Here is a 20,077-nt window from a genome sequence, read left to right as displayed (position 1 = left end):
CAAAACCTGCGGGCAACAAAAAGCCCCGCGCTTCTCACGAAGGCGGGGCTTTTGGCTAAGCGCTACGCGATCAGAACAAATCGATCGGCGCCGCTTCGTCCGCTGGCAGCGGGCTGCCCGGCGCATTGCCGTTACCCAGCTCGTTGACCGACGGCGGCGTGTCTTCGGCCTTGAACAGTTCGAAGTACGCCCCTGGCGTGCCCGGACTGGCGGCACGGCCGCTGACCGGATCGACGCGCAGGCTGAGGATGCCTTCCGGCTCAGGCTGCGTATGCGGCGGCAAGCCTTTGAGCGCGGCGCTCATGTAGTTCATCCAGATAGGCAGGGCGACGGTGCCGCCAAACTCGCGTTTGCCCAGGCTTTCCGGCTGGTCGAAACCGGTCCAGACGGTGGTCACGTAATCGGCGTTGTACCCGGAGAACCAGGCATCCTTCGATTCGTTGGTCGTACCGGTTTTGCCGGCAATGTCCGGACGACCCATGGCCAGTGCACGACGGCCGGTGCCGAGCTTGATCACGTCCTCAAGCATGCTGTTGAGAATGAACGTGGTGCGGCCATCGATGATACGTTCAGCCACTGCCGGGGCTTGCGGCGCCGGTTGTGCACTCATCGCTTCGCCTGGCGTGGCGTTGACCGTGAAGGCGCCAGCAGTCGGAGCCGCTATGCCATCGCTGGCAACGTCGCCTTTAGGCACGCTCGGCGGGTTGGCGACGAACAGCGTGTCACCGTTGCGGCTTTCAATCTTGTCGATGATGTACGGGCTGATCTTGTAGCCGCCGTTGGCGAAGGTGCTCCAGCCAGTGGCGATTTCCATGGGGGTCAGGGTCGCGGTGCCCAGGGCCAGCGACAGGTTGCGCGGCAGGTCCTGCTTGTTGAAGCCGAACTTGCTGATGTAGTCGATGGTGCGATCAACGCCCAGCGCCTGCACCAACCGGATCGAGACCAGGTTGCGCGACTTGTACAAGCCTTCACGCAGGCGGATCGGGCCGAGGAAGGTGTTGGTGTCATTCTTCGGGCGCCAGACCTTGTCTAGGTATTCGTCGACGAACACGATCGGTGCATCGTTCACCAGGCTGGCGGCGGTATAGCCGTTATCCAGTGCGGCACTGTAGACGAACGGCTTGAAGCTGGAGCCCGGCTGACGCTTGGCCTGCATGGCGCGGTTGTAGTTGCTCTGTTCGAAAGCAAAACCACCCACCAGCGAGCGAATTGCGCCGTTCTGCGGGTCAAGGGAGACCAGTGCGCCTTGGGCCTGCGGGATCTGGCTGAATTTCAGCGAGTTATCCGGCTGGCGCTGTACGCGAATCAGGTCGCCGACCTGGGCCACATCCGACGGCTGCTTCGGATTGGCGCCCATGCTGTTGGTGTTCAGGAACGGCCGCGCCCATTTCATGCTGTCCCAGCCAACGTGTTCTTCGCCGGTGCGGGTCATCACTTGCAGGCCGTTCTTCTCGACCTGGGTGACGATGGCGGGCTCAAGGCTGCTGATCGTGCGTTGCTTGGTCAGCTCGGTGGTCCAGGCTTCGCGGGTCTTGCCCGGCAGGCGCGACTCGGGGCCGCGGTAGCCATGGCGCTGATCGTAGGTCATCAAGCCTTCGTGGACCGCCGAGTTCGCCATTTCCTGCAGATTGCTCGGCACGGTGGTGGTGACACGGAAGCCTTCGGTGTACGCATCGCTGCCATAACGACCGACCATTTCGGCGCGGGCCATTTCGGCGATGTAGGGCGCATTCACTTCAGGGGTTGGTACGTGATAGCTGGCGTTCAGCGGCTCGTTGATGGCCGTGGTGTAGTCGGATTCCGTGATCTTGCCGAGCTTGTACATGCGGCCAAGGATCCAGTCGCGACGCTCTTTGCTGCGGGCCGGGTTGGCCAGCGGGTTGAAGCGGGACGGAGCTTTAGGAAGACCGGCGATCATCGCCATCTGCGCCAGGCTGACATCACGAATCGACTTGCCGTAATAAACCTGGGCCGCCGCCTCGATACCGTAGGCACGGTTTCCCAGATAGATCTTGTTGACGTACAGCTCAAGGATCTCGTCCTTGGTCAGCTGCCGTTCGATCTGCAAGGCCAGGAGAATTTCCGTGGTTTTGCGCGAGAAACTGCGTTCGCTGGTCAGGAAAAAGTTCTTCGCCACCTGCATGGTGATGGTGCTGCCGCCGGACTGGATGTGCCCGCTTTTGACCAGTTGGGTCGCGGCGCGCATCAGGCTGCTGGGGTCGACGCCGTAGTGATTGGCAAAGTTGTCGTCTTCAGCACTTAGTAACGCATTAATGAAGTTGGGGGGAATGTCGCCGAAACGGATCGGCGTGCGGCGCATTTCGCCGAATTCTGCGATCAACTTGTTATCGCTGCTGTAGACCCGGAGGGGAATCTGCAACTGAATGCTTCTCAGTGCCTCCACAGACGGCAATCCAGGACTAAGGTAAAGAAACGCGCCGCTCAGACCGAGGAGCAGTCCGCAGAAAACGGCGACGATGGACCAACCGAAAAATTTCAGCAGACGAATCAAGGCTTTTGGATATCCAGGGCAAAGAATGAATTGGGCATCAGGGTTCAGGCTTAAAGGAGAACAACCCGCGCTTGGAGTAAAAACCGGAAAAAAACGCTGGGCATTATAAGCATTTTTCGGTCGAGAGCGTCATTTGCGCTGCTGTCAAGACGGATGGATTGAACGCAATGGACATTACAGAGTCCGTAACTCACGGATAGTCATAGGGAATTGGTAGTGCTAGGACTCTTCAATAAAAAGGCCAACACGCTTCTTGGGATCGACATCAGTTCCACCTCGGTGAAACTTCTGGAGTTAAGCCGCCAGGGCGGCCGGTACCGGGTCGAGGCCTACGCGGTAGAGCCTCTGCCCGCCAGCGCTGTCATCGAGAAAAACATTGCCGAGCTCGAGGGGGTGGGGCAAGCACTCGCGCGCGTGTTGCTCAAGGCCCGAACCAGTCTCAGGAGCGTCGCCGTGGCCGTTGCCGGCTCGGCGGTGATCACCAAGACCATCGAAATGGATGCCGGTCTTTCCGACGAAGAGATGGAAAACCAGCTGAAGATCGAGGCCGATCAATACATCCCCTATCCATTGGACGAAGTCGCCATCGATTTCGAGGTCCAGGGCGCATCGGCGCGCAACCCCGAGCGGGTCAATGTGCTGCTGGCAGCCTGTCGCAAGGAAAACGTCGAAGTCCGAGAAGCCGCCCTGGCGCTCGCCGGCCTGACGGCGCGCGTGGTCGACGTCGAGGCCTACGCGCTGGAGCGTTCGTTCGGTTTGCTGGCGACCCAGTTGGCGGCGTCTCAGGAACGTTTGACGGTGGCGGTCGTCGACATCGGCGCCACCATGACCACCCTGAGCGTGCTGCACAACGGCAAGATCATCTACACCCGCGAGCAATTGTTCGGCGGTCGTCAGTTGACGGAGGAGATCCAGCGTCGTTATGGCCTGACCCTCGAGCAGGCGGGGCTCGCGAAGAAGCAGGGCGGCTTGCCGGACGATTACATCAGCGAGGTTTTACAGCCGTTTCGCGACGCGCTGGTGCAGCAAGTGTCGCGATCGTTGCAGTTCTTCTTTGCCTCCGGCCAGTACAACGCGGTTGATCACATCCTTCTCGCTGGCGGCACCGCTTCGGTCCCGGGGCTGGACCGCCTGATCGAGCAGCGATTGGCTACGCCAACTCAAGTAGCCAATCCCTTCTCCGACATGGCCCTGAGCAGCAAGGTCAATGCCGGCGCTCTGGCGAGCGATGCGCCGGCACTGATGATCGCCTGCGGCCTGGCGCTGAGGAGTTTTGACTGATGGCGCGGATCAACCTGCTCCCCTGGCGCGAAGAGCTGCGTGAGCAGCGCCGAAAACGTTTTTTACTGGTATTGGTCGGTGGACTCGCGGGATCGGTCGCGGCGGTCCTGATGGCGAACCAGGTTATTGGCGCTGCGATTGACCGGCAAGTCGCCCGCAACAATTACATCGGCCAGCAGATTTCCGTGGTCGACGAGCGGATCAAGCAGATCGGCGATTTGAAGGCGCGACGCCAGCAATTGGTCGAGCGCATGCGCATCATCCAGGACTTGCAAGGCAACCGGCCAATTAGCGGGCGGATTTTTGATCAGTTGGCGCGCACGTTGCCTGACGGCGTGTATTTCACCGAGGTGAAAATGGCCGGCAAGACGCTGTCCATTACTGGCGCCGCAGAATCCAACAATCGTGTTTCAGACTTGATGCGCAATCTGGATGCCTCCGACTGGTTCGATGCACCCAGCCTCACGGAAGTCAAAGCGACCACGGCAGGTCAGCTGGATCAGGCCAACGTATTTCAGTTGACCGTTCGTCAGACTCAGCCTGCCGCTGTGGAGGGCGGCCAATGAGTGTGTCCAATTGGCTGGAAACGCTGCGCAAGATTGATATCAACGACCTCGACACCAACAACATCGGCTCCTGGCCCCCGGCGATCAAGGCGTTGGCGGTTGTCCTGCTGATGATTCTGGTGTTGGCCCTGGGCTACAGCTTTTCCACGAGCGATCTGGAAAGTCAGCTGGATCAAAAACGCGAGGAAGAGTCAGCACTCAAAGAGCAATTTGCCAACAAGGCGCACATGGCGGCGAATCTGGAGCTGTATACCCAGCAGATGAAGGAGATGGAGAACTCCTTCGGCGTGCTGCTGCGGCAATTGCCGAGTGACACCGAAGTGCCTGGGCTGCTGGAAGACATAACCCGCACGGGCCTGGGCAGTGGCCTCGAATTCGAAGAGATCAAACTGCTGCCGGAGGTCACCCAGCCGTTCTACATCGAACTGCCGATTCAGATCACCGTCACCGGGGCCTATCACGACCTGGCGACGTTCGTCAGCGGCGTGGCCGGGTTGCCGCGAATCGTCACCCTGCATGACTTCGACCTGGCGCCGGCCAACCCCGAGGGCGGGCCGAAGTTGCGCATGAGCATCCTGGCCAAGACCTACCGTTACAACGACAAAGGGCTGCAGAAATGAGCCCGGTCCGTTGTTTTGCGATGGTCGTGATGTTTGCCTGCCTGGCAGGTTGCGGCGGTGACAAGGATTTCAGTGATCTGGACGCGTACATGAACGAAATGCGTTTGCGGGCACCGGGCAAGATTGAACCCACGCCGATATTCCGGTCTTACCCAACATTCACCTACAACGCTGCCAACCTGCGAAGCCCGTTTTCCCCGCAACTCAGGGTTGATCTGGCCGGGCAGAAACGCGGCTCGCGCAACGTCAAGCCGGATACCAACCGGGTCAAGCAGTACCTCGAAGGCTTCAACATCGAGCAGTTTGAAATGGTCGGCACGATTTCCAATGCCTCTGGATCGTTTGCGTTGCTGCGTGGCGCTGGCGGTGTGCATCGGCTGAAAGTCGGCGACTACCTGGGGCGCAATGATGGGCGGATCGTCGCCATCAGCGGCTCGCAAGTCGATGTGGTCGAAATCGTTCCCGATGGCCAAGGCGCCTGGCTGGAACGGCCGCGGACCATCCCTTTGAAAGAGCACTCATAGTGGGACTCGAATAATGAACAGGATTTTCTCAACCGTCGGCGTTTCGCTATGGATAGCGTTGGTTTCGCCGATGGTACAAGCGGCTACCCTCAAAGCGCTGGATGTCGCTGCGCTACCTGGTGACCGCGTCGAGTTGAAGTTGACGTTCGATACGCCACCACCCGCTCCCCACGGATACACGACGGAGCAACCGGCACGCATCGCCCTGGATCTACCCGGCGTGGTCAGTCAACTGGCGAGCAAAAACCGTGACCTGGGTGGCGGCAATGCGCGCAGCGCCACGGTGGTGGAAGCCAAGGACCGCACGCGACTGATCATCAACCTGTCCCAGCTGGCCCCGTGCACAACACGGGTCGAAGGCAGCAATCTGTTTGTGGTTGTCGGGCAAGGCGCGAGCAAAGCAGCCAGGCCGGCCGCCAGCGCACCCCGTCCAGCCACTGCTTCGCCCGCTCCGGCGAAAGCCTATGCGCCGGTGAGCAAGGCGATTCGCGGCGTGGATTTTCAGCGCGGGACGCAGGGTGAAGGCAATGTGGTGATCGACCTGTCAGACCCATCCATCGCCCCGGACATTCAGGAGCACGATGGCAAAATAATCCTCGGTTTCGCCAAGACCCAATTGCCCGAACCGTTGCGCGTGCGCCTGGACGTCAAGGATTTCGCGACACCGGTGCAATTCGTCAACGCCAGCGCAACGGGAGACCGGGCCACGATCAGCATCGAGCCCAGCGGCGCCTTCGATTATTCGACCTATCAGACCGACAACAAACTGACTGTCAGCATCCGCCCGATGACTGTCGATGACCTGCAAAAACGCAATGCCGAGCGGTTCGCCTACAGCGGAGAAAAGCTTTCGCTGAATTTCCAGGACATTGATGTGCGCTCGGTGCTGCAACTGATCGCCGATTTCACCAACCTCAATCTGGTGGCCAGCGATACGGTGCAGGGCGGGATCACCCTGCGCTTGCAAAACGTACCGTGGGACCAGGCGCTGGACCTGGTGCTGAAAACCAAGGGGCTGGACAAACGCAAGATCGGCAACGTGTTGCTCGTGGCGCCGGCCGATGAAATTGCCGCTCGCGAGCGTCAGGAACTGGAGTCGCAGAAACAGATTGCTGAACTTGCGCCGTTGCGGCGCGAACTATTGCAGGTCAACTACGCCAAGGCTGCGGACATCGCCAAGCTCTTCACCTCCGTGACCAGCGCCGAGGCCAAGATCGACGAGCGCGGCTCGATCACCGTCGATGAGCGGACCAACAACATCATTGCCTACCAGACCCAGGACCGCCTCGATGAACTTCGCCGTATCGTGGCGCAACTGGATATCCCGGTACGTCAGGTGATGATCGAGGCGCGCATCGTCGAAGCCAACGTCGACTACGACAAAAGCCTCGGCGTGCGCTGGGGTGGCTCGATCCAGAACAAAGGCAACTGGAACAGTTCGGGTGTCAGCAACGGGGCCAACGCTTCGTCGACCATCGGCACGCCGGGCAGTACCAGCACCAACTCGCCGTTCGTCGACATGGGTACCGTCAACAATACCTCGGGGCTTGGGATCGCCTTCATCACCGACAATGTGCTGCTCGACCTGGAGCTGACGGCGATGGAGAAGACCGGCAACGGCGAAATCGTCTCACAGCCCAAAGTGGTCACGTCCGACAAGGAAACCGCGAAAATCCTCAAGGGCACCGAAATTCCCTATCAGGAAGCCAGTTCCAGCGGCGCGACGTCGGTGTCGTTCAAGGAGGCTTCCCTGTCGCTGGAAGTGACGCCGCAAATCACCCCGGACAACCGGATCATCATGGAGGTCAAGGTCACCAAGGACGAACCGGACTACCTGAACAAAGTGCAGGATGTGCCGCCGATCAAGAAAAACGAGGTCAATGCCAAGGTGCTGGTCAACGACGGCGAGACCATCGTAATTGGCGGTGTTTTCTCAAATACTCAAAGCAAGGTTGTAGATAAGGTGCCATTTCTTGGCGATGTGCCGTATCTTGGCCGCCTTTTCCGGCGTGACGTGGTTTCGGAGAAAAAATCCGAGCTGTTGGTGTTTCTCACTCCGCGTATCATGAATAACCAGGCGATTGCTGTGAGTCGTTGATTCTGTGCGAAATTTGATTCTTGTAGGACCGATGGGGGCTGGAAAAAGCACCATCGGCCGGTTGCTGGCCAAAGAGCTGCGCCTGCCGTTCAAAGATTCCGATAAGGAAATTGAATTGCGCACCGGCGCCAATATCCCATGGATCTTCGATAAGGAAGGCGAACCGGGCTTTCGTGATCGCGAACAGGCAATGATTGCCGAGCTCTGCGAATGCGACGGCGTGGTATTGGCGACCGGCGGCGGAGCGGTCATGCGCGAAGCCAATCGCAAGGCGTTGCACGCCGGTGGTCGGGTGGTCTACTTGCATGCCTCTGTCGAGCAGCAGGTCGGCCGCACGGCCCGCGACCGCAATCGCCCCTTGTTGCGTACAGCCGATCCGGCCAAGACCCTTCGGGATCTGTTGGCGATCCGCGATCCGCTTTATCGGGAAATCGCCGACCTGGTGGTGGAAACCGATGAGCGGCCGCCACGAATGGTGGTACTCGATATTCTAGAGCGCTTGCAGCAGCTACCGCCTCGTTAAAGCCCGGCGCGAAATGCGCTATCCTCGGCGTCCTGTCATGGCCGCTCAAGGTTGTGGCGGATGACTATCGAACGGCGTCACACCAACAGACGCCGGGGACATTCGTTAATTCAAGGCAGGACGCCTGATTCCATCTTTACTGTGGGGACACATGCAGACACTCAAGGTCGATCTAGGCGAGCGCAGCTACCCGATTCATATTGGCGAAGGTTTGTTGGATCAGCCCGAGCTGCTGGCCCCGCATATACGCGGACGGCAAGTGGCGATCATTTCCAACGAAACCGTTGCGCCGCTCTATCTCGAACGTCTGACCCGCAGTCTTGAACAGTACTCGGTCATTTCCGTGGTGCTGCCAGACGGCGAAGCCTTCAAGACCTGGGAAACCCTGCAACTGATTTTCGACGGCCTGCTGACCGCACGGCACGACCGGCGCACCACGGTGATTGCCCTTGGTGGTGGTGTCATTGGTGACATGGCCGGCTTTGCTGCCGCCTGTTACCAGCGCGGGGTCGATTTCATTCAGGTGCCGACCACGCTGCTGTCGCAAGTCGACTCTTCGGTGGGCGGCAAGACCGGGATCAACCATCCGCTGGGCAAGAACATGGTCGGTGCCTTCTATCAGCCGAACGTGGTGCTGATCGATACCGCCTCCCTCAATACTTTGCCGGCTCGCGAGCTGTCCGCCGGGCTTGCCGAAGTGATCAAGTACGGGTTGATTTGCGACGAGCCGTTCCTGACCTGGCTTGAAGAAAACGTCGATCGCCTGCGGGCGCTCGACCAGGTTGCCTTGACCTATGCGATCGAGCGCTCCTGCGCGGCCAAAGCTGCGGTCGTCGGCGCTGACGAAAAGGAAACCGGCGTACGCGCCACGCTCAATCTGGGGCACACCTTTGGCCACGCCATCGAAACCCACATGGGCTATGGTGTCTGGCTTCACGGGGAAGCCGTGGCTGCTGGCACTGTAATGGCGCTGGAAATGTCCGCGCGCTTGGGCTGGATCAGCGAGCAAGAGCGCGATCGCGGCATTCGTCTGTTCCAGCGTGCCGGCCTGCCGGTCATCCCGCCTGAAGAGATGACCGAAGCCGATTTCCTCGAACATATGGCAATTGACAAGAAAGTGATCGACGGTCGTTTGCGCCTGGTGCTGCTGCGCCACATGGGCGAAGCGGTGGTGACCGACGATTATCCGAAAGAGGTTCTACAGGCCACGCTGGGAGCGGACTACCGCGCCCTGGCTCAGCTTAAAGGTTAATAAGATCCCGATGACTAGTTTGCATGCCGACGAGGCTTTCCTCGGCCACTACCAGTTGAGCCACGACCCTTTCGCTCCACGGGTCCCAGGCTTCAAGTTTTTCCCGGCCCAGCGCAAACCGGTGCTGGGGCAGTTGCATCACCTGGCCCGCTACAGCCAGTTGCTGTTGGTGGTCACTGGCCCCGAGGGCAGTGGCAAGACCCTGTTGCGTCAGGCCCTGGTGGCCAGCACCAACAAGCAATCCGTTCAGAGCGTCGTGGTTTCCGCGCGCGGTGCCGGCGATGCGGCCGGCCTGTTGCGCCAAATTGCCCAGACGCTGAACGTCGCCCAGCCCGAGACCGGCGCGATTCTGGCTCAGGTGGTGCAACTCGCGCTGACCGGCCAGGAAGTCTATCTGCTGGTGGACGACGCCGAGCATCTCGACGAATCCGCGCTTGAAGCCTTGATGACCCTCGCTGCTGGCGCACCTGAAGGTCGCCCGCACGTCTTCCTGTTCGGCGAGTCGTCGCTGATCGCTCAGCTTGAGGCCTTGCATCTCGAGGAAGAGCGTTTTCACGTCATCGAACTGCAGCCCTACGCCGAAGAAGAAACCCGCGAATACCTTGAGCAGCGGCTCGAGGGTGCCGGTCGGGGTATCGAACTTTTCACCGCAGATCAGATCTCTGATATTCACGAAAGCTCCGAGGGTTGGCCTGGCACCATCAACCAGGTCGCTCGCGATGCGATGATCGAAGCCATGATAGCCAGCCGCTCAGCGGTCAAGCGTCCAAGTATGGGGTTCAATATGCCGAAGAAACACGTATTGGCGATTTCCGCCGTCGTCGTGGTCGCGGTAGCCGCCGCCTGGTTGATGCCGGGTCGCAGCAAAGCACCGACCACTGGCGCTCCTGCCAACGAACAGGCACAACTGCCGCTCGGCCAGGGCACGCCAACACCGAACAGCGGCGGTGCACCTTCCGTCGAATTCGCCGGTAACTCCCAGCCGATGCCGTTGCCGTTGGTCGGCAACTCGCAGCCGGTCATGCGCGGTCCGTTGGCCGAAGCGGCTGGCGGTATCACTGAAGGCGACGACGGCGTGCCGGTCGAAGGTTCCAGCGCCACACCGCCAACCGTGACCACGACTGCACCGCCTGCAGGCGTGCAGCCAGGCCCGGCGCCGACACCTGCCGCCAAACCGGTTCCCGCGCCAACTCAGGTCGCGACAGCCAAGCCAGTGCCGACTGCGCCTGCCGTGAAGCCTGCTCCAGTGCCGGCCAAGCCTGCTGCTGTGGCTGCCGCTGCCGCCAAACCTGCCGAGAAGCCTGTCGCCGTGGCCAAAGCCGCCGGCGGCACCTGGTACGCCGGGCAGGCTCCGGGCAATTACGTGGTGCAGATCCTCGGCACCAGCTCCGAAGCGACCGCACAAAACTTCGTCAAGGAGCAGGGCGGCGAGTACCGTTATTTCAAGAAAGTGCTTAACGGCAAACCGCTTTACGTCATCACTTACGGCAGCTTCGCCAACCGCGATGCGGCCGTAACCGCCATCAAGGCCTTGCCAGCGAAGGTTCAGGCTGGTAAACCTTGGCCTCGCTCTGTCGCCAGTGTCCAACAAGAACTGGCAACAGCTCGCTGAAGATTCGGCGGCCTTACCCAGGCCGCCTCTCCAAGCACCTCAAAATTTCTGCAAGCGCGCGCCGTCTCTTTAGATCGCGTGCCTTGTGGTGTCTGCGTCACAGTAGTCTTTGAGTCGTTGCGGTCAGAATTAAAAAAAGTTTTGACTAGCACAGCAGATCGCTTTAAACCTTTCACAAATGCGACATAGATTTGCGACAGTTCGTCGTCAAATTTGTGAGGCTAAGTGTCGGTGTGTACAATGACCTCCCTTTTGCCCCCGCAAAGCTGGCGAACGTCCGGCGCGGATGGTAAGTGGTTGAATTGAAAAGAAATTTGCCTCGACAAGAGGCAGCCTGGTGAGAAAGTGTCTATGAAAGCAGGTCTGTACCAACCAGATGAATTCAAGGATAACTGCGGTTTCGGCCTGATAGCCCATATGCAGGGCGAGCCCAGTCATACCCTTTTGCAAACGGCCATCGAGGCCCTGACCTGCATGACCCACCGCGGTGGGATTAATGCCGACGGCAAGACCGGTGACGGTTGCGGTCTGCTGATTCAAAAGCCGGACGTGTTCCTGCGAGCCATCGCCCAGGAAACCTTTGGCGTCGAAATGCCCAAGCAATATGCCGTGGGCATGGTCTTCTTCAACCAGGACCCGGTGAAAGCCGAAGCCGCTCGCGAGAACATGAACCGCGAGATCCTGGCCGCTGGCCTGCAACTGATCGGCTGGCGCAAAGTGCCGATCGACACCAGCGTCCTCGGCCGCCTGGCGCTCGAGCGCCTGCCGCAGATCGAACAGGTGTACATCGGCGGTGAAGGCCTGAGCGATCAGGACATGGCGATCAAGCTGTTCACCTCCCGTCGTCGTTCGTCCGTGGCCAACGCCGCCGACACCGATCACTACATCTGCAGCTTTTCGCACAAGACCATCATTTATAAAGGCCTGATGATGCCGGCGGATTTGACCGCCTTCTATCCAGACCTGAGCGATGAGCGCCTGCAAACCTCGATTTGCGTGTTCCACCAGCGCTTCTCGACCAACACCCTGCCGAAATGGCCGCTGGCCCAACCGTTCCGCTTCCTGGCGCACAACGGCGAAATCAACACCATCACCGGCAACCGCAACTGGGCTGTGGCCCGTCGCACCAAGTTCACCAACGACTTGATGGACCTGGAAGAACTCGGCCCGCTGGTCAACCGTGTCGGCTCCGACTCCTCCAGCATGGACAACATGCTCGAGCTGATGGTCACCGGTGGCATCGACCTGTTCCGTGGCGTGCGAATGATCATTCCGCCTGCGTGGCAGAACGTCGAGACCATGGACCCGGACCTGCGGGCGTTCTACGAATACAACTCGATGCACATGGAGCCGTGGGACGGCCCGGCCGGCGTGGTAATGACCGACGGTCGTTACGCGGTGTGCCTGCTCGACCGTAACGGTCTGCGCCCGGCGCGTTGGGTCACCACCAAGAACGGCTTCATCACCCTGGCTTCGGAAATCGGTGTCTGGAACTACCAGCCTGAAGATGTGATCGCCAAGGGCCGTGTCGGCCCGGGCCAGATCTTTGCCGTGGACACCGAAACCGGTCAGATCCTCGACACCGACGCCATCGACAACCGCTTGAAGTCCCGTCATCCGTATAAGCAATGGCTGCGCAAGAATGCCCTGCGCATTCAGGCGACCATGGAAGACAATGACCACGGTTCGGCGTTCTACGACGTCGATCAGCTCAAGCAGTACATGAAGATGTATCAGGTCACGTTCGAAGAGCGCGACCAGGTGCTGCGTCCGCTCGGCGAGCAAGGCTACGAAGCCGTGGGCTCGATGGGCGACGATACGCCGATGGCCGTGCTGTCCCAACGCGTGCGCACCCCGTACGACTATTTCCGCCAGCAGTTCGCGCAGGTCACCAACCCGCCGATCGACCCGCTGCGTGAAGCCATCGTCATGTCGCTGGAGATCTGCCTCGGTGCCGAGCGCAACATCTTCCAGGAGTCGCCGGAACACGCCTCGCGCGTGATCCTCAGCTCGCCGGTCATTTCCCCGGCCAAGTGGCGTTCACTGATGAACCTCGATCGCCCTGGCTTCGAGCGCGCGATCATCGACCTGAACTACGACGAAAGCGTCGGCCTCGAAGCGGCCATCCGCAACGTCGCCGATCAGGCTGAAGAAGCCGTGCGCGCCGGTCGTACCCAGGTTGTGCTGAGCGACCGTCATATCGGCCCGGGCAAATTGCCGATCCACGCTTCGCTGGCCACCGGCGCGGTGCACCACCGCCTGACCGAGAAAGGCCTGCGTTGCGACTCCAACATCCTCGTGGAAACCGCCACCGCTCGCGACCCGCATCACTTTGCGGTGTTGATCGGTTTCGGAGCTTCGGCGGTCTATCCGTTCCTGGCCTACGAAGTGCTGGGCGACCTGATCCGTACCGGTGAAGTGCTGGGCGACCTCTATGAGGTGTTCAAGAACTACCGCAAAGGCATCACCAAGGGCCTGCTCAAGATCCTGTCGAAGATGGGCATCTCGACCATTACTTCGTACCGCGGTGCGCAGTTGTTCGAAGCCATCGGCCTGTCCGAGGAAGTCTGCAACCTGAGCTTCAAGGGCGTGCCAAGCCGCATCAAGGGCGCGCGTTTCGTCGACATCGAAGCCGAGCAGAAAGCACTCGCCGCCGAAGCCTGGAGCCCGCGCAAGCCGATCCAGCAGGGCGGTCTGCTGAAATTCGTCCACGGTGGCGAATATCACGCGTACAACCCGGACGTGGTCAACACGTTGCAAGCTGCCGTGCAGCAGGGTGACTACAGCAAGTTCAAGGAATACACGTCGCTGGTGGACAACCGCCCAGTGTCGATGATCCGCGACCTGCTTAAAGTCAAAACCCTCGATACGCCGCTGGACATCAGCGAGATCGAACCGCTGGAATCGGTGCTCAAGCGCTTCGACTCCGCGGGCATCTCCCTCGGTGCCTTGTCGCCGGAAGCTCACGAAGCCCTGGCTGAAGCCATGAACCGCCTCGGTGCGCGTTCCAACTCCGGCGAAGGCGGCGAAGACCCGGCGCGCTACGGCACTATCAAGAGCTCGAAAATCAAGCAGGTCGCCACTGGCCGTTTCGGTGTGACCCCGGAATACCTGGTCAACGCCGAAGTGCTGCAGATCAAGGTTGCCCAGGGCGCCAAGCCCGGCGAAGGTGGTCAACTGCCAGGCGGCAAGGTCAACGGTCTGATCGCCAAGCTGCGTTACGCAGTGCCGGGCGTGACCCTGATTTCGCCACCGCCGCACCACGACATCTATTCGATTGAAGACTTGTCGCAGCTGATCTTTGACTTGAAACAAGTCAACCCGAAGGCGCTGGTCTCGGTGAAGCTGGTGGCGGAAGCGGGCGTCGGCACCATTGCTGCCGGTGTGGCCAAGGCCTACGCGGACTTGATCACCATCTCCGGCTACGACGGTGGCACCGGTGCATCGCCGCTGACCTCGATCAAATACGCGGGCGCTCCGTGGGAACTCGGCCTGGCCGAAACCCACCAGACCCTGCGCGGCAACGACCTGCGCGGCAAAGTCCGGGTGCAGACCGACGGTGGCCTGAAAACCGGCCTCGACGTGATCAAGGCTGCCATCCTCGGCGCCGAAAGCTTTGGCTTCGGTACCGCGCCAATGATCGCGCTGGGCTGCAAATACCTGCGTATCTGCCACCTGAACAACTGCGCCACCGGCGTCGCGACTCAGAACGAGAAGCTGCGCAAGGATCACTACATCGGGACCGTCGACATGGTGGTGAACTTCTTCACCTACGTCGCCGAAGAAACCCGTGAGTGGCTCGCCAAACTGGGCGTGCGCTCCCTCGAAGAGCTGATCGGTCGTACCGATCTGCTGGACGTTCTCGAAGGGCAGACCGCCAAGCAGCAACACCTGGACCTGACGCCGTTGCTCGGTAGCGATCACATCCCGGCAGACAAGCCTCAATTCTGCCAGGTAGACCGCAACCCGCCGTTCGACAAAGGCCTGCTGGCCGAGAAAATGGTCGACATGGCCACCTCGGCCATCAACGACTTGAGCGGTGCCGAGTTCGCGCTGGATATCTGCAACTGCGACCGTTCGATCGGTGCGCGGATCTCCGGTGAAATCGCGCGCAAGCACGGTAACCAGGGCATGGCGAAAGCGCCGATCACCTTCCGCTTCAAAGGGACGGCCGGTCAGAGCTTCGGTGTGTGGAACGCCGGCGGCCTGAACATGTACCTCGAAGGCGACGCCAACGACTACGTCGGCAAGGGCATGACCGGTGGCAAACTGGTCATCGTTCCGCCAAAGGGCAGCGTCTACAAGACGCAAGACAGTGCCATCATCGGCAACACCTGCCTCTACGGCGCCACGGGCGGCAAGCTGTTCGCCGCCGGCACCGCGGGCGAGCGTTTTGCCGTGCGTAACTCCGGTGCCCACACCGTGGTGGAAGGCACTGGCGATCACTGCTGCGAGTACATGACCGGTGGTTTCGTCTGCGTCCTGGGCAAGACCGGTTACAACTTCGGCTCAGGCATGACCGGCGGTTTCGCCTACGTGCTCGACCAGGACAACACCTTCGTTGACCGGGTCAACCACGAACTGGTGGAAATCCAGCGGATCAGCGGCGAAGCGATGGAAGCCTATCGCAGCCACCTGCAGAACGTGCTGAACGAGTACGTCGAGGAAACCGACAGCGAGTGGGGTCGTGAACTCGCCGAGAACCTCGATGACTACTTGCGTCGTTTCTGGCTGGTCAAGCCCAAGGCTGCCAACCTGAAATCGCTGCTTTCCAGCACCCGTGCCAACCCGCAGTGATATGCGCCTGAAGAGTTTGATGAGGTTTTAACAATGGCTGAACGTCTGAATAACGACTTCCAGTTCATCGATGTCGGGCGCAAAGATCCGAAGAAGAAACTGTTGCGTCAACGCAAGAAAGAGTTCGTGGAGATCTACGAACCCTTCAAACCCCAGCATTCGGCCGATCAGGCCCACCGCTGCCTGGGTTGCGGTAACCCGTACTGCGAATGGAAGTGCCCGGTGCACAACTTCATTCCGAACTGGCTGAAGCTGGTGGCCGAGGGCAACATCCTCCAGGCCGCCGAGCTGTCGCACCAGACCAACACCCTGCCGGAAGTCTGCGGCCGCGTGTGCCCGCAAGACCGTCTGTGCGAGGGTGCGTGCACCCTCAACGACGGCTTCGGCGCGGTGACCATCGGTTCGGTCGAGAAATACATCACCGACACCGCGTTCGCCATGGGCTGGCGCCCGGACATGTCCAAGGTCAAGCCGACCGGCAAGCGTGTCGCGGTAATCGGCGCGGGTCCTGCTGGCCTGGGCTGCGCCGACGTGCTGGTGCGTGGCGGCGTGACCCCGGTGGTGTTCGACAAGAACCCGGAAATCGGCGGTCTTCTGACCTTTGGTATCCCGGAGTTCAAGCTGGAAAAGACCGTGCTGAGCAATCGCCGCGAAGTCTTCACCGGCATGGGCATCGAGTTCCGCCTGAACACCGAAGTGGGCAAGGACGTGACCATCGAGCAGCTGCTCGAAGAATACGATGCCGTGTTCATGGGCATGGGCACCTACACCTACATGAAGGGCGGCTTTGCCGGTGAGGACCTGCCGGGCGTGCATGACGCGCTGGACTTCCTGATCGCCAACGTCAACCGCAACCTGGGCTTTGAAAAGTCGCCGGAAGATTTCGTCGACATGAAAGGCAAGAAGGTTGTGGTGCTGGGTGGTGGCGACACGGCGATGGACTGCAACCGTACGTCGATTCGCCAGGGCGCCAAGTCGGTGACCTGTGCGTACCGTCGCGACGAAGCGAACATGCCGGGCTCGCGTAAAGAGGTGAAGAACGCCAAGGAAGAAGGCGTGAAATTCCTCTACAACCGCCAGCCGATTGCGATTGTGGGTGAAGACCGTGTCGAAGGCGTGAAGGTGGTCGAGACCCGTCTCGGCGAACCGGACGCCCGTGGCCGTCGCAGCCCTGAGCCGATCCCGGGCTCCGAAGAGATCATCCCTGCGGATGCCGTGGTCATCGCCTTCGGTTTCCGTCCGAGCCCGGCGTCGTGGTTCGAACAGTTCGAGATCCAGACCGACAGCCAAGGCCGCGTTGTGGCCCCGGAACAAGGTCAATACAAGCACCAGACCAGCAACCCGAAAATCTTCGCCGGTGGCGACATGGTTCGCGGTTCTGACCTGGTGGTGACGGCGATCTTCGAAGGCCGCAATGCCGCCGAAGGGATCCTGGATTACCTGGGCGTCTAAACCCGGTTCGACACTGCACTGCAATACCTGTGGGAGCTGGCCTGCCGGCGATAGCATCACCTCGGTCTACCTGACCAACCGAGGTGCCTGCATCGCCGGCAGGCCAGCTTCCACAGTGTTTTGTGCTGCTGCAAACCGCGACAAATTGACCCGATAGACAAAAGGTGCGGCGCTTGCCGTGCCTTTTGCGTCGCGCTCTGAGAAAATGCCCGCACTTTTTTTCCGGATGCCGACATGACTGCCCTGAAGAACGACCGTTTCCTTCGCGCCCTGCTCAAGCAACCCGTAGACGTCACCCCCGTGTGGATGATGCGTCAGGCCGGTCGCTACCTGCCTGAATACCGCGCCAGCCGCGCCAAGGCAGGCGACTTCATGAGCCTGTGCATGAACCCGGCGTTCGCGTGCGAAGTCACGATGCAGCCGCTCGATCGCTACCCGCAACTGGACGCGGCGATCCTCTTCTCAGACATCCTCACCATTCCCGATGCCATGGGCCAAGGCCTGTACTTCGAAACCGGTGAAGGCCCGCGCTTCAAGAAAGTCGTCAGCACGATGGCGGATATCGAAGCCCTGCCGATTCCTGATCCGCACAAAGACCTCGGCTACGTCATGGACGCGGTCAGCACCATCCGCCGTGAGCTCAACGGTCGCGTGCCGCTGATCGGCTTCTCCGGCAGCCCATGGACCTTGGCCACTTACATGGTCGAAGGCGGCTCGTCGAAAGACTTCCGCAAGACCAAGGCCATGCTCTACGACAACCCGCAAGCCATGCACCTGTTGCTGGACAAGCTCGCGCAGTCGGTGACGTCCTACCTCAATGGTCAGATCATGGCCGGCGCGCAAGCGGTACAGATTTTCGACACCTGGGGCGGCAACCTCTCGGCGGCGGCGTATCAGGAGTTCTCCCTGGCCTACATGCGCAAAATCGTCAGCGGCCTGATCCGCGAGCACGAAGGCCGCAAGGTTCCGGTCATCCTGTTTACCAAGAACGGCGGCCTGTGGCTGGAAAGCATCGCCGATGCCGGCGCTGATGCGCTGGGCCTGGACTGGACGTGCGACATCGGCAATGCCCGCGCTCGCGTGGGCGACAAAGTCGCGCTGCAAGGCAACATGGACCCGACCGTGCTTTACGCCAAGCCGGAAGCCATTCGTACCGAAGTCGGTCGCATCCTGGCCAGCTACGGCAAAGGCAGTGGCCACGTGTTCAACCTCGGCCATGGCATCACGCCAGAAGTCGATCCGGAACACGCGGGTGCATTCCTGCGCGCGGTGCATGAGCTGTCGGCGCAGTATCACGAGTGATCAGCCCCCCATAAAAAACGCCCGGCAAATGCCGGGCGTTTTTGTATGTCGAAGATCCCTGTAGGAGCGAGCTTGCTCGCGAAAAACGTTAACGATAAAGCGGGTTGCCTGACGAACCAAGGCGCTCTGACGCTCATCGCGAGCACGCTTGCGCCTACAAGGTGTGGCCACCCAGCGGCGGCAACTTCGCCAGCTTCAACGCCACCAACAGCGCGATCACCAGTAACGCGCCAATGAACAACCCGATCCCGTTCCAGCCGCCCAGGTGCCAGAAATAACCGCCTGCGGTACCGGCGATGCTGCCACCGGCGTAATAACAGAACAGGTACAACGAAGACGCCTGCCCCTTGGCCTTGATCGCCCGACGGCCGATCCAGCTGCTGGCCACCGAATGCGCACCAAAGAAACCAAAGGTGAACACCAGCATGCCGAAGATCACCAGCGGCAGTGGCGTGAACATCGTCAGGGCAAGGCCGGCAAGCATCAGCGCGATGGTGCTCCAGAGCACTTTGCGACGACCGAGCTTGTCGGCCAAAGAGCCAATCTTCGCCGAGCTGTAGATCCCCGACAGATACACCACCGACAGCAACCCGACGAACACCTGATCCATGTGATACGGCGCGGCCAGCAGGCGATAGCCGATGTAGTTGAACAGGGTGACGAACGCGCCCATCAGCACGAATGCTTCAAGGAACAGCAGCGGTAATCCGGCGTCGCGAAAGTGCATGGTGAAGCCATCGAGCAAGCTGCGCGGATGCAGCGAGCGGGCGCGGAAGTTGCGCGATTCGGGAAGGATTTTCCAGAACACCGCCGCCGCGATCATGGCCAGGCCGCCAATCACGAGCATTGCAGTGTGCCAACTGACGAAGTCGATCAGGACGCCCGTAATCAAGCGTCCGCTCATCCCGCCGATCGCGTTGCCACCGATGTACAGGCCCATCGCCAGGCCGATGTGTTGCGGGTGAATCTCTTCGCTCAGATATGTCATGGCGACCGCCGCCAAACCGCTCAATGACAACCCGATCAACGCACGCATGACCAGCACGCCGTGCCAGCTCGGCATCATCGCACTGGCCATGGTGCACAGGGCTGCGGCAAACAGTGCCGCCACCATCACTGGTTTGCGTCCGATGCGATCAGAGATCGGGCCGGTGATCAGCAGGCCAATGGCGAGCATGCCAGTGGCCACCGAGAGGATCAGGCTGCTCTGGGCCGCGTTGATGGAATATTCGTGGGACAGCAGCGGCATCATCGGCTGCACGCAATAGAGCAGGGCGAACGTCGCGAAGCCGCCGCAGAACAGCGCCAGCACCGTGCGCATGAAGGCTGGAGTGCCTTTTTCGATGTAGATCTCTTTCAGCTCAACGACGGCATCTTCCAGTGCGGCGGGAGAAACTTCATGGTTGAGTGGAGCGACAGCAGTTTTCACGGTGGACCTCGGAGGAGCGCAGCCGGTCAGGCAATGAAAAAAGCATATAGCTGGCTAATGATTCAATCCAATATATTGTTCGACCTGTTTGATAGGTTTTGCGACCTAA

The 20,077-nt window shown here is 60.4% G+C and carries 13 protein-coding genes; 11 read left to right on the top strand and 2 right to left on the bottom strand.

Going from position 1 to position 20,077, the window contains the following annotated elements; genetic code table 11:
* Window positions 1-70: 70 nt before the first annotated feature.
* Window positions 71-2,509 (bottom strand): penicillin-binding protein 1A, encoded by a 2,439-nt coding sequence (locus EJA72_RS08310; RefSeq protein ID WP_372240691.1) that lies wholly within the window; start codon window positions 2,507-2,509, stop codon window positions 71-73.
* A 219-nt stretch (window positions 2,510-2,728) separates the two neighbouring features.
* Between EJA72_RS08310 and EJA72_RS08305 the strand changes: the two genes are divergently transcribed.
* The 11 genes from EJA72_RS08305 (at window position 2,729) to hemE (ending at window position 18,539) form a co-directional block, all read left to right on the top strand.
* Window positions 2,729-3,793: a pilus assembly protein PilM gene (locus EJA72_RS08305; protein ID WP_178129184.1), complete on the top strand. Its 1,065-nt coding sequence runs from the start codon at window positions 2,729-2,731 to the stop codon at window positions 3,791-3,793.
* On the top strand, window positions 3,793-4,359 hold the full coding sequence (locus EJA72_RS08300; RefSeq protein WP_157711011.1) for a PilN domain-containing protein: 567 nt from the start codon (window positions 3,793-3,795) through the stop codon (window positions 4,357-4,359). Before EJA72_RS08305 ends, EJA72_RS08300 begins: the two co-directional genes overlap by 1 nt.
* On the top strand, window positions 4,356-4,979 hold the full coding sequence (gene pilO / locus EJA72_RS08295) for a type 4a pilus biogenesis protein PilO (protein ID WP_157711010.1): 624 nt from the start codon (window positions 4,356-4,358) through the stop codon (window positions 4,977-4,979). The genes EJA72_RS08300 and pilO overlap by 4 nt, the downstream gene beginning before the upstream one ends.
* Complete coding sequence (locus EJA72_RS08290) at window positions 4,976-5,503, top strand: pilus assembly protein PilP (protein WP_157711009.1); 528 nt, start codon at window positions 4,976-4,978, stop codon at window positions 5,501-5,503. The genes pilO and EJA72_RS08290 overlap by 4 nt, the downstream gene beginning before the upstream one ends.
* Before the next feature lie 13 nt (window positions 5,504-5,516).
* Window positions 5,517-7,601 (top strand): type IV pilus secretin PilQ family protein, encoded by a 2,085-nt coding sequence (pilQ, locus tag EJA72_RS08285; RefSeq protein WP_157711008.1) that lies wholly within the window; start codon window positions 5,517-5,519, stop codon window positions 7,599-7,601.
* 4 nt (window positions 7,602-7,605) lie between these two features.
* On the top strand, window positions 7,606-8,124 hold the full coding sequence (gene aroK, locus EJA72_RS08280; RefSeq protein WP_178129182.1) for a shikimate kinase AroK: 519 nt from the start codon (window positions 7,606-7,608) through the stop codon (window positions 8,122-8,124).
* Between the two features lie 151 nt (window positions 8,125-8,275).
* Window positions 8,276-9,376, top strand: coding sequence for a 3-dehydroquinate synthase (gene aroB / locus EJA72_RS08275; RefSeq protein WP_157711006.1), 1,101 nt, complete (start codon window positions 8,276-8,278; stop codon window positions 9,374-9,376).
* 10 nt (window positions 9,377-9,386) lie between these two features.
* A complete protein-coding gene (locus tag EJA72_RS08270) occupies window positions 9,387-10,988 on the top strand; it encodes an AAA family ATPase (RefSeq protein WP_157711005.1) in 1,602 nt (533 codons plus the stop codon).
* A 351-nt stretch (window positions 10,989-11,339) separates the two neighbouring features.
* Window positions 11,340-15,785 carry a glutamate synthase large subunit gene (gene gltB, locus EJA72_RS08265; protein WP_157711004.1) on the top strand — a complete coding sequence of 1,482 codons (4,446 nt, stop codon included), beginning with the start codon at window positions 11,340-11,342 and terminating at the stop codon, window positions 15,783-15,785.
* A 33-nt stretch (window positions 15,786-15,818) separates the two neighbouring features.
* A complete protein-coding gene (locus tag EJA72_RS08260) occupies window positions 15,819-17,237 on the top strand; it encodes an FAD-dependent oxidoreductase (protein WP_157711003.1) in 1,419 nt (472 codons plus the stop codon).
* Window positions 17,238-17,471: 234 nt separating this feature from the next.
* On the top strand, window positions 17,472-18,539 hold the full coding sequence (gene hemE / locus EJA72_RS08255; protein WP_008025187.1) for a uroporphyrinogen decarboxylase: 1,068 nt from the start codon (window positions 17,472-17,474) through the stop codon (window positions 18,537-18,539).
* Between the two features lie 154 nt (window positions 18,540-18,693).
* Here hemE and EJA72_RS08250 read toward each other — a convergent pair whose 3' ends face one another.
* Complete coding sequence (locus EJA72_RS08250; protein WP_372240690.1) at window positions 18,694-19,920, bottom strand: MFS transporter; 1,227 nt, start codon at window positions 19,918-19,920, stop codon at window positions 18,694-18,696.
* Between the last annotated feature and the right edge of the window lie 157 nt (window positions 19,921-20,077).

It is taken from the genome of Pseudomonas sp. PB120, assembly GCF_009761815.1.
Taxonomy (GTDB): Bacteria; Pseudomonadota; Gammaproteobacteria; order Pseudomonadales; family Pseudomonadaceae; genus Aquipseudomonas.
This window is presented reverse-complemented; position numbering and strand designations above follow the sequence as displayed.

Excerpts from the sequence above, each read along its gene's own strand:
- pilQ (WP_157711008.1), top strand. The coding sequence starts at position 5,517 with ATGAACAGGATTTTCTCAACCGTCGGCGTTTCGCTATGGATAGCGTTG.
- EJA72_RS08290 (WP_157711009.1), top strand. The coding sequence starts at position 4,976 with ATGAGCCCGGTCCGTTGTTTTGCGATGGTCGTGATGTTTGCCTGCCTG.
- EJA72_RS08270 (WP_157711005.1), top strand. The coding sequence starts at position 9,387 with ATGACTAGTTTGCATGCCGACGAGGCTTTCCTCGGCCACTACCAGTTG.
- EJA72_RS08300 (WP_157711011.1), top strand. The coding sequence starts at position 3,793 with ATGGCGCGGATCAACCTGCTCCCCTGGCGCGAAGAGCTGCGTGAGCAG.
- aroB (WP_157711006.1), top strand. The coding sequence starts at position 8,276 with ATGCAGACACTCAAGGTCGATCTAGGCGAGCGCAGCTACCCGATTCAT.
- hemE (WP_008025187.1), top strand. The coding sequence starts at position 17,472 with ATGACTGCCCTGAAGAACGACCGTTTCCTTCGCGCCCTGCTCAAGCAA.
- gltB (WP_157711004.1), top strand. The coding sequence starts at position 11,340 with ATGAAAGCAGGTCTGTACCAACCAGATGAATTCAAGGATAACTGCGGT.
- pilO (WP_157711010.1), top strand. The coding sequence starts at position 4,356 with ATGAGTGTGTCCAATTGGCTGGAAACGCTGCGCAAGATTGATATCAAC.
- EJA72_RS08260 (WP_157711003.1), top strand. The coding sequence starts at position 15,819 with ATGGCTGAACGTCTGAATAACGACTTCCAGTTCATCGATGTCGGGCGC.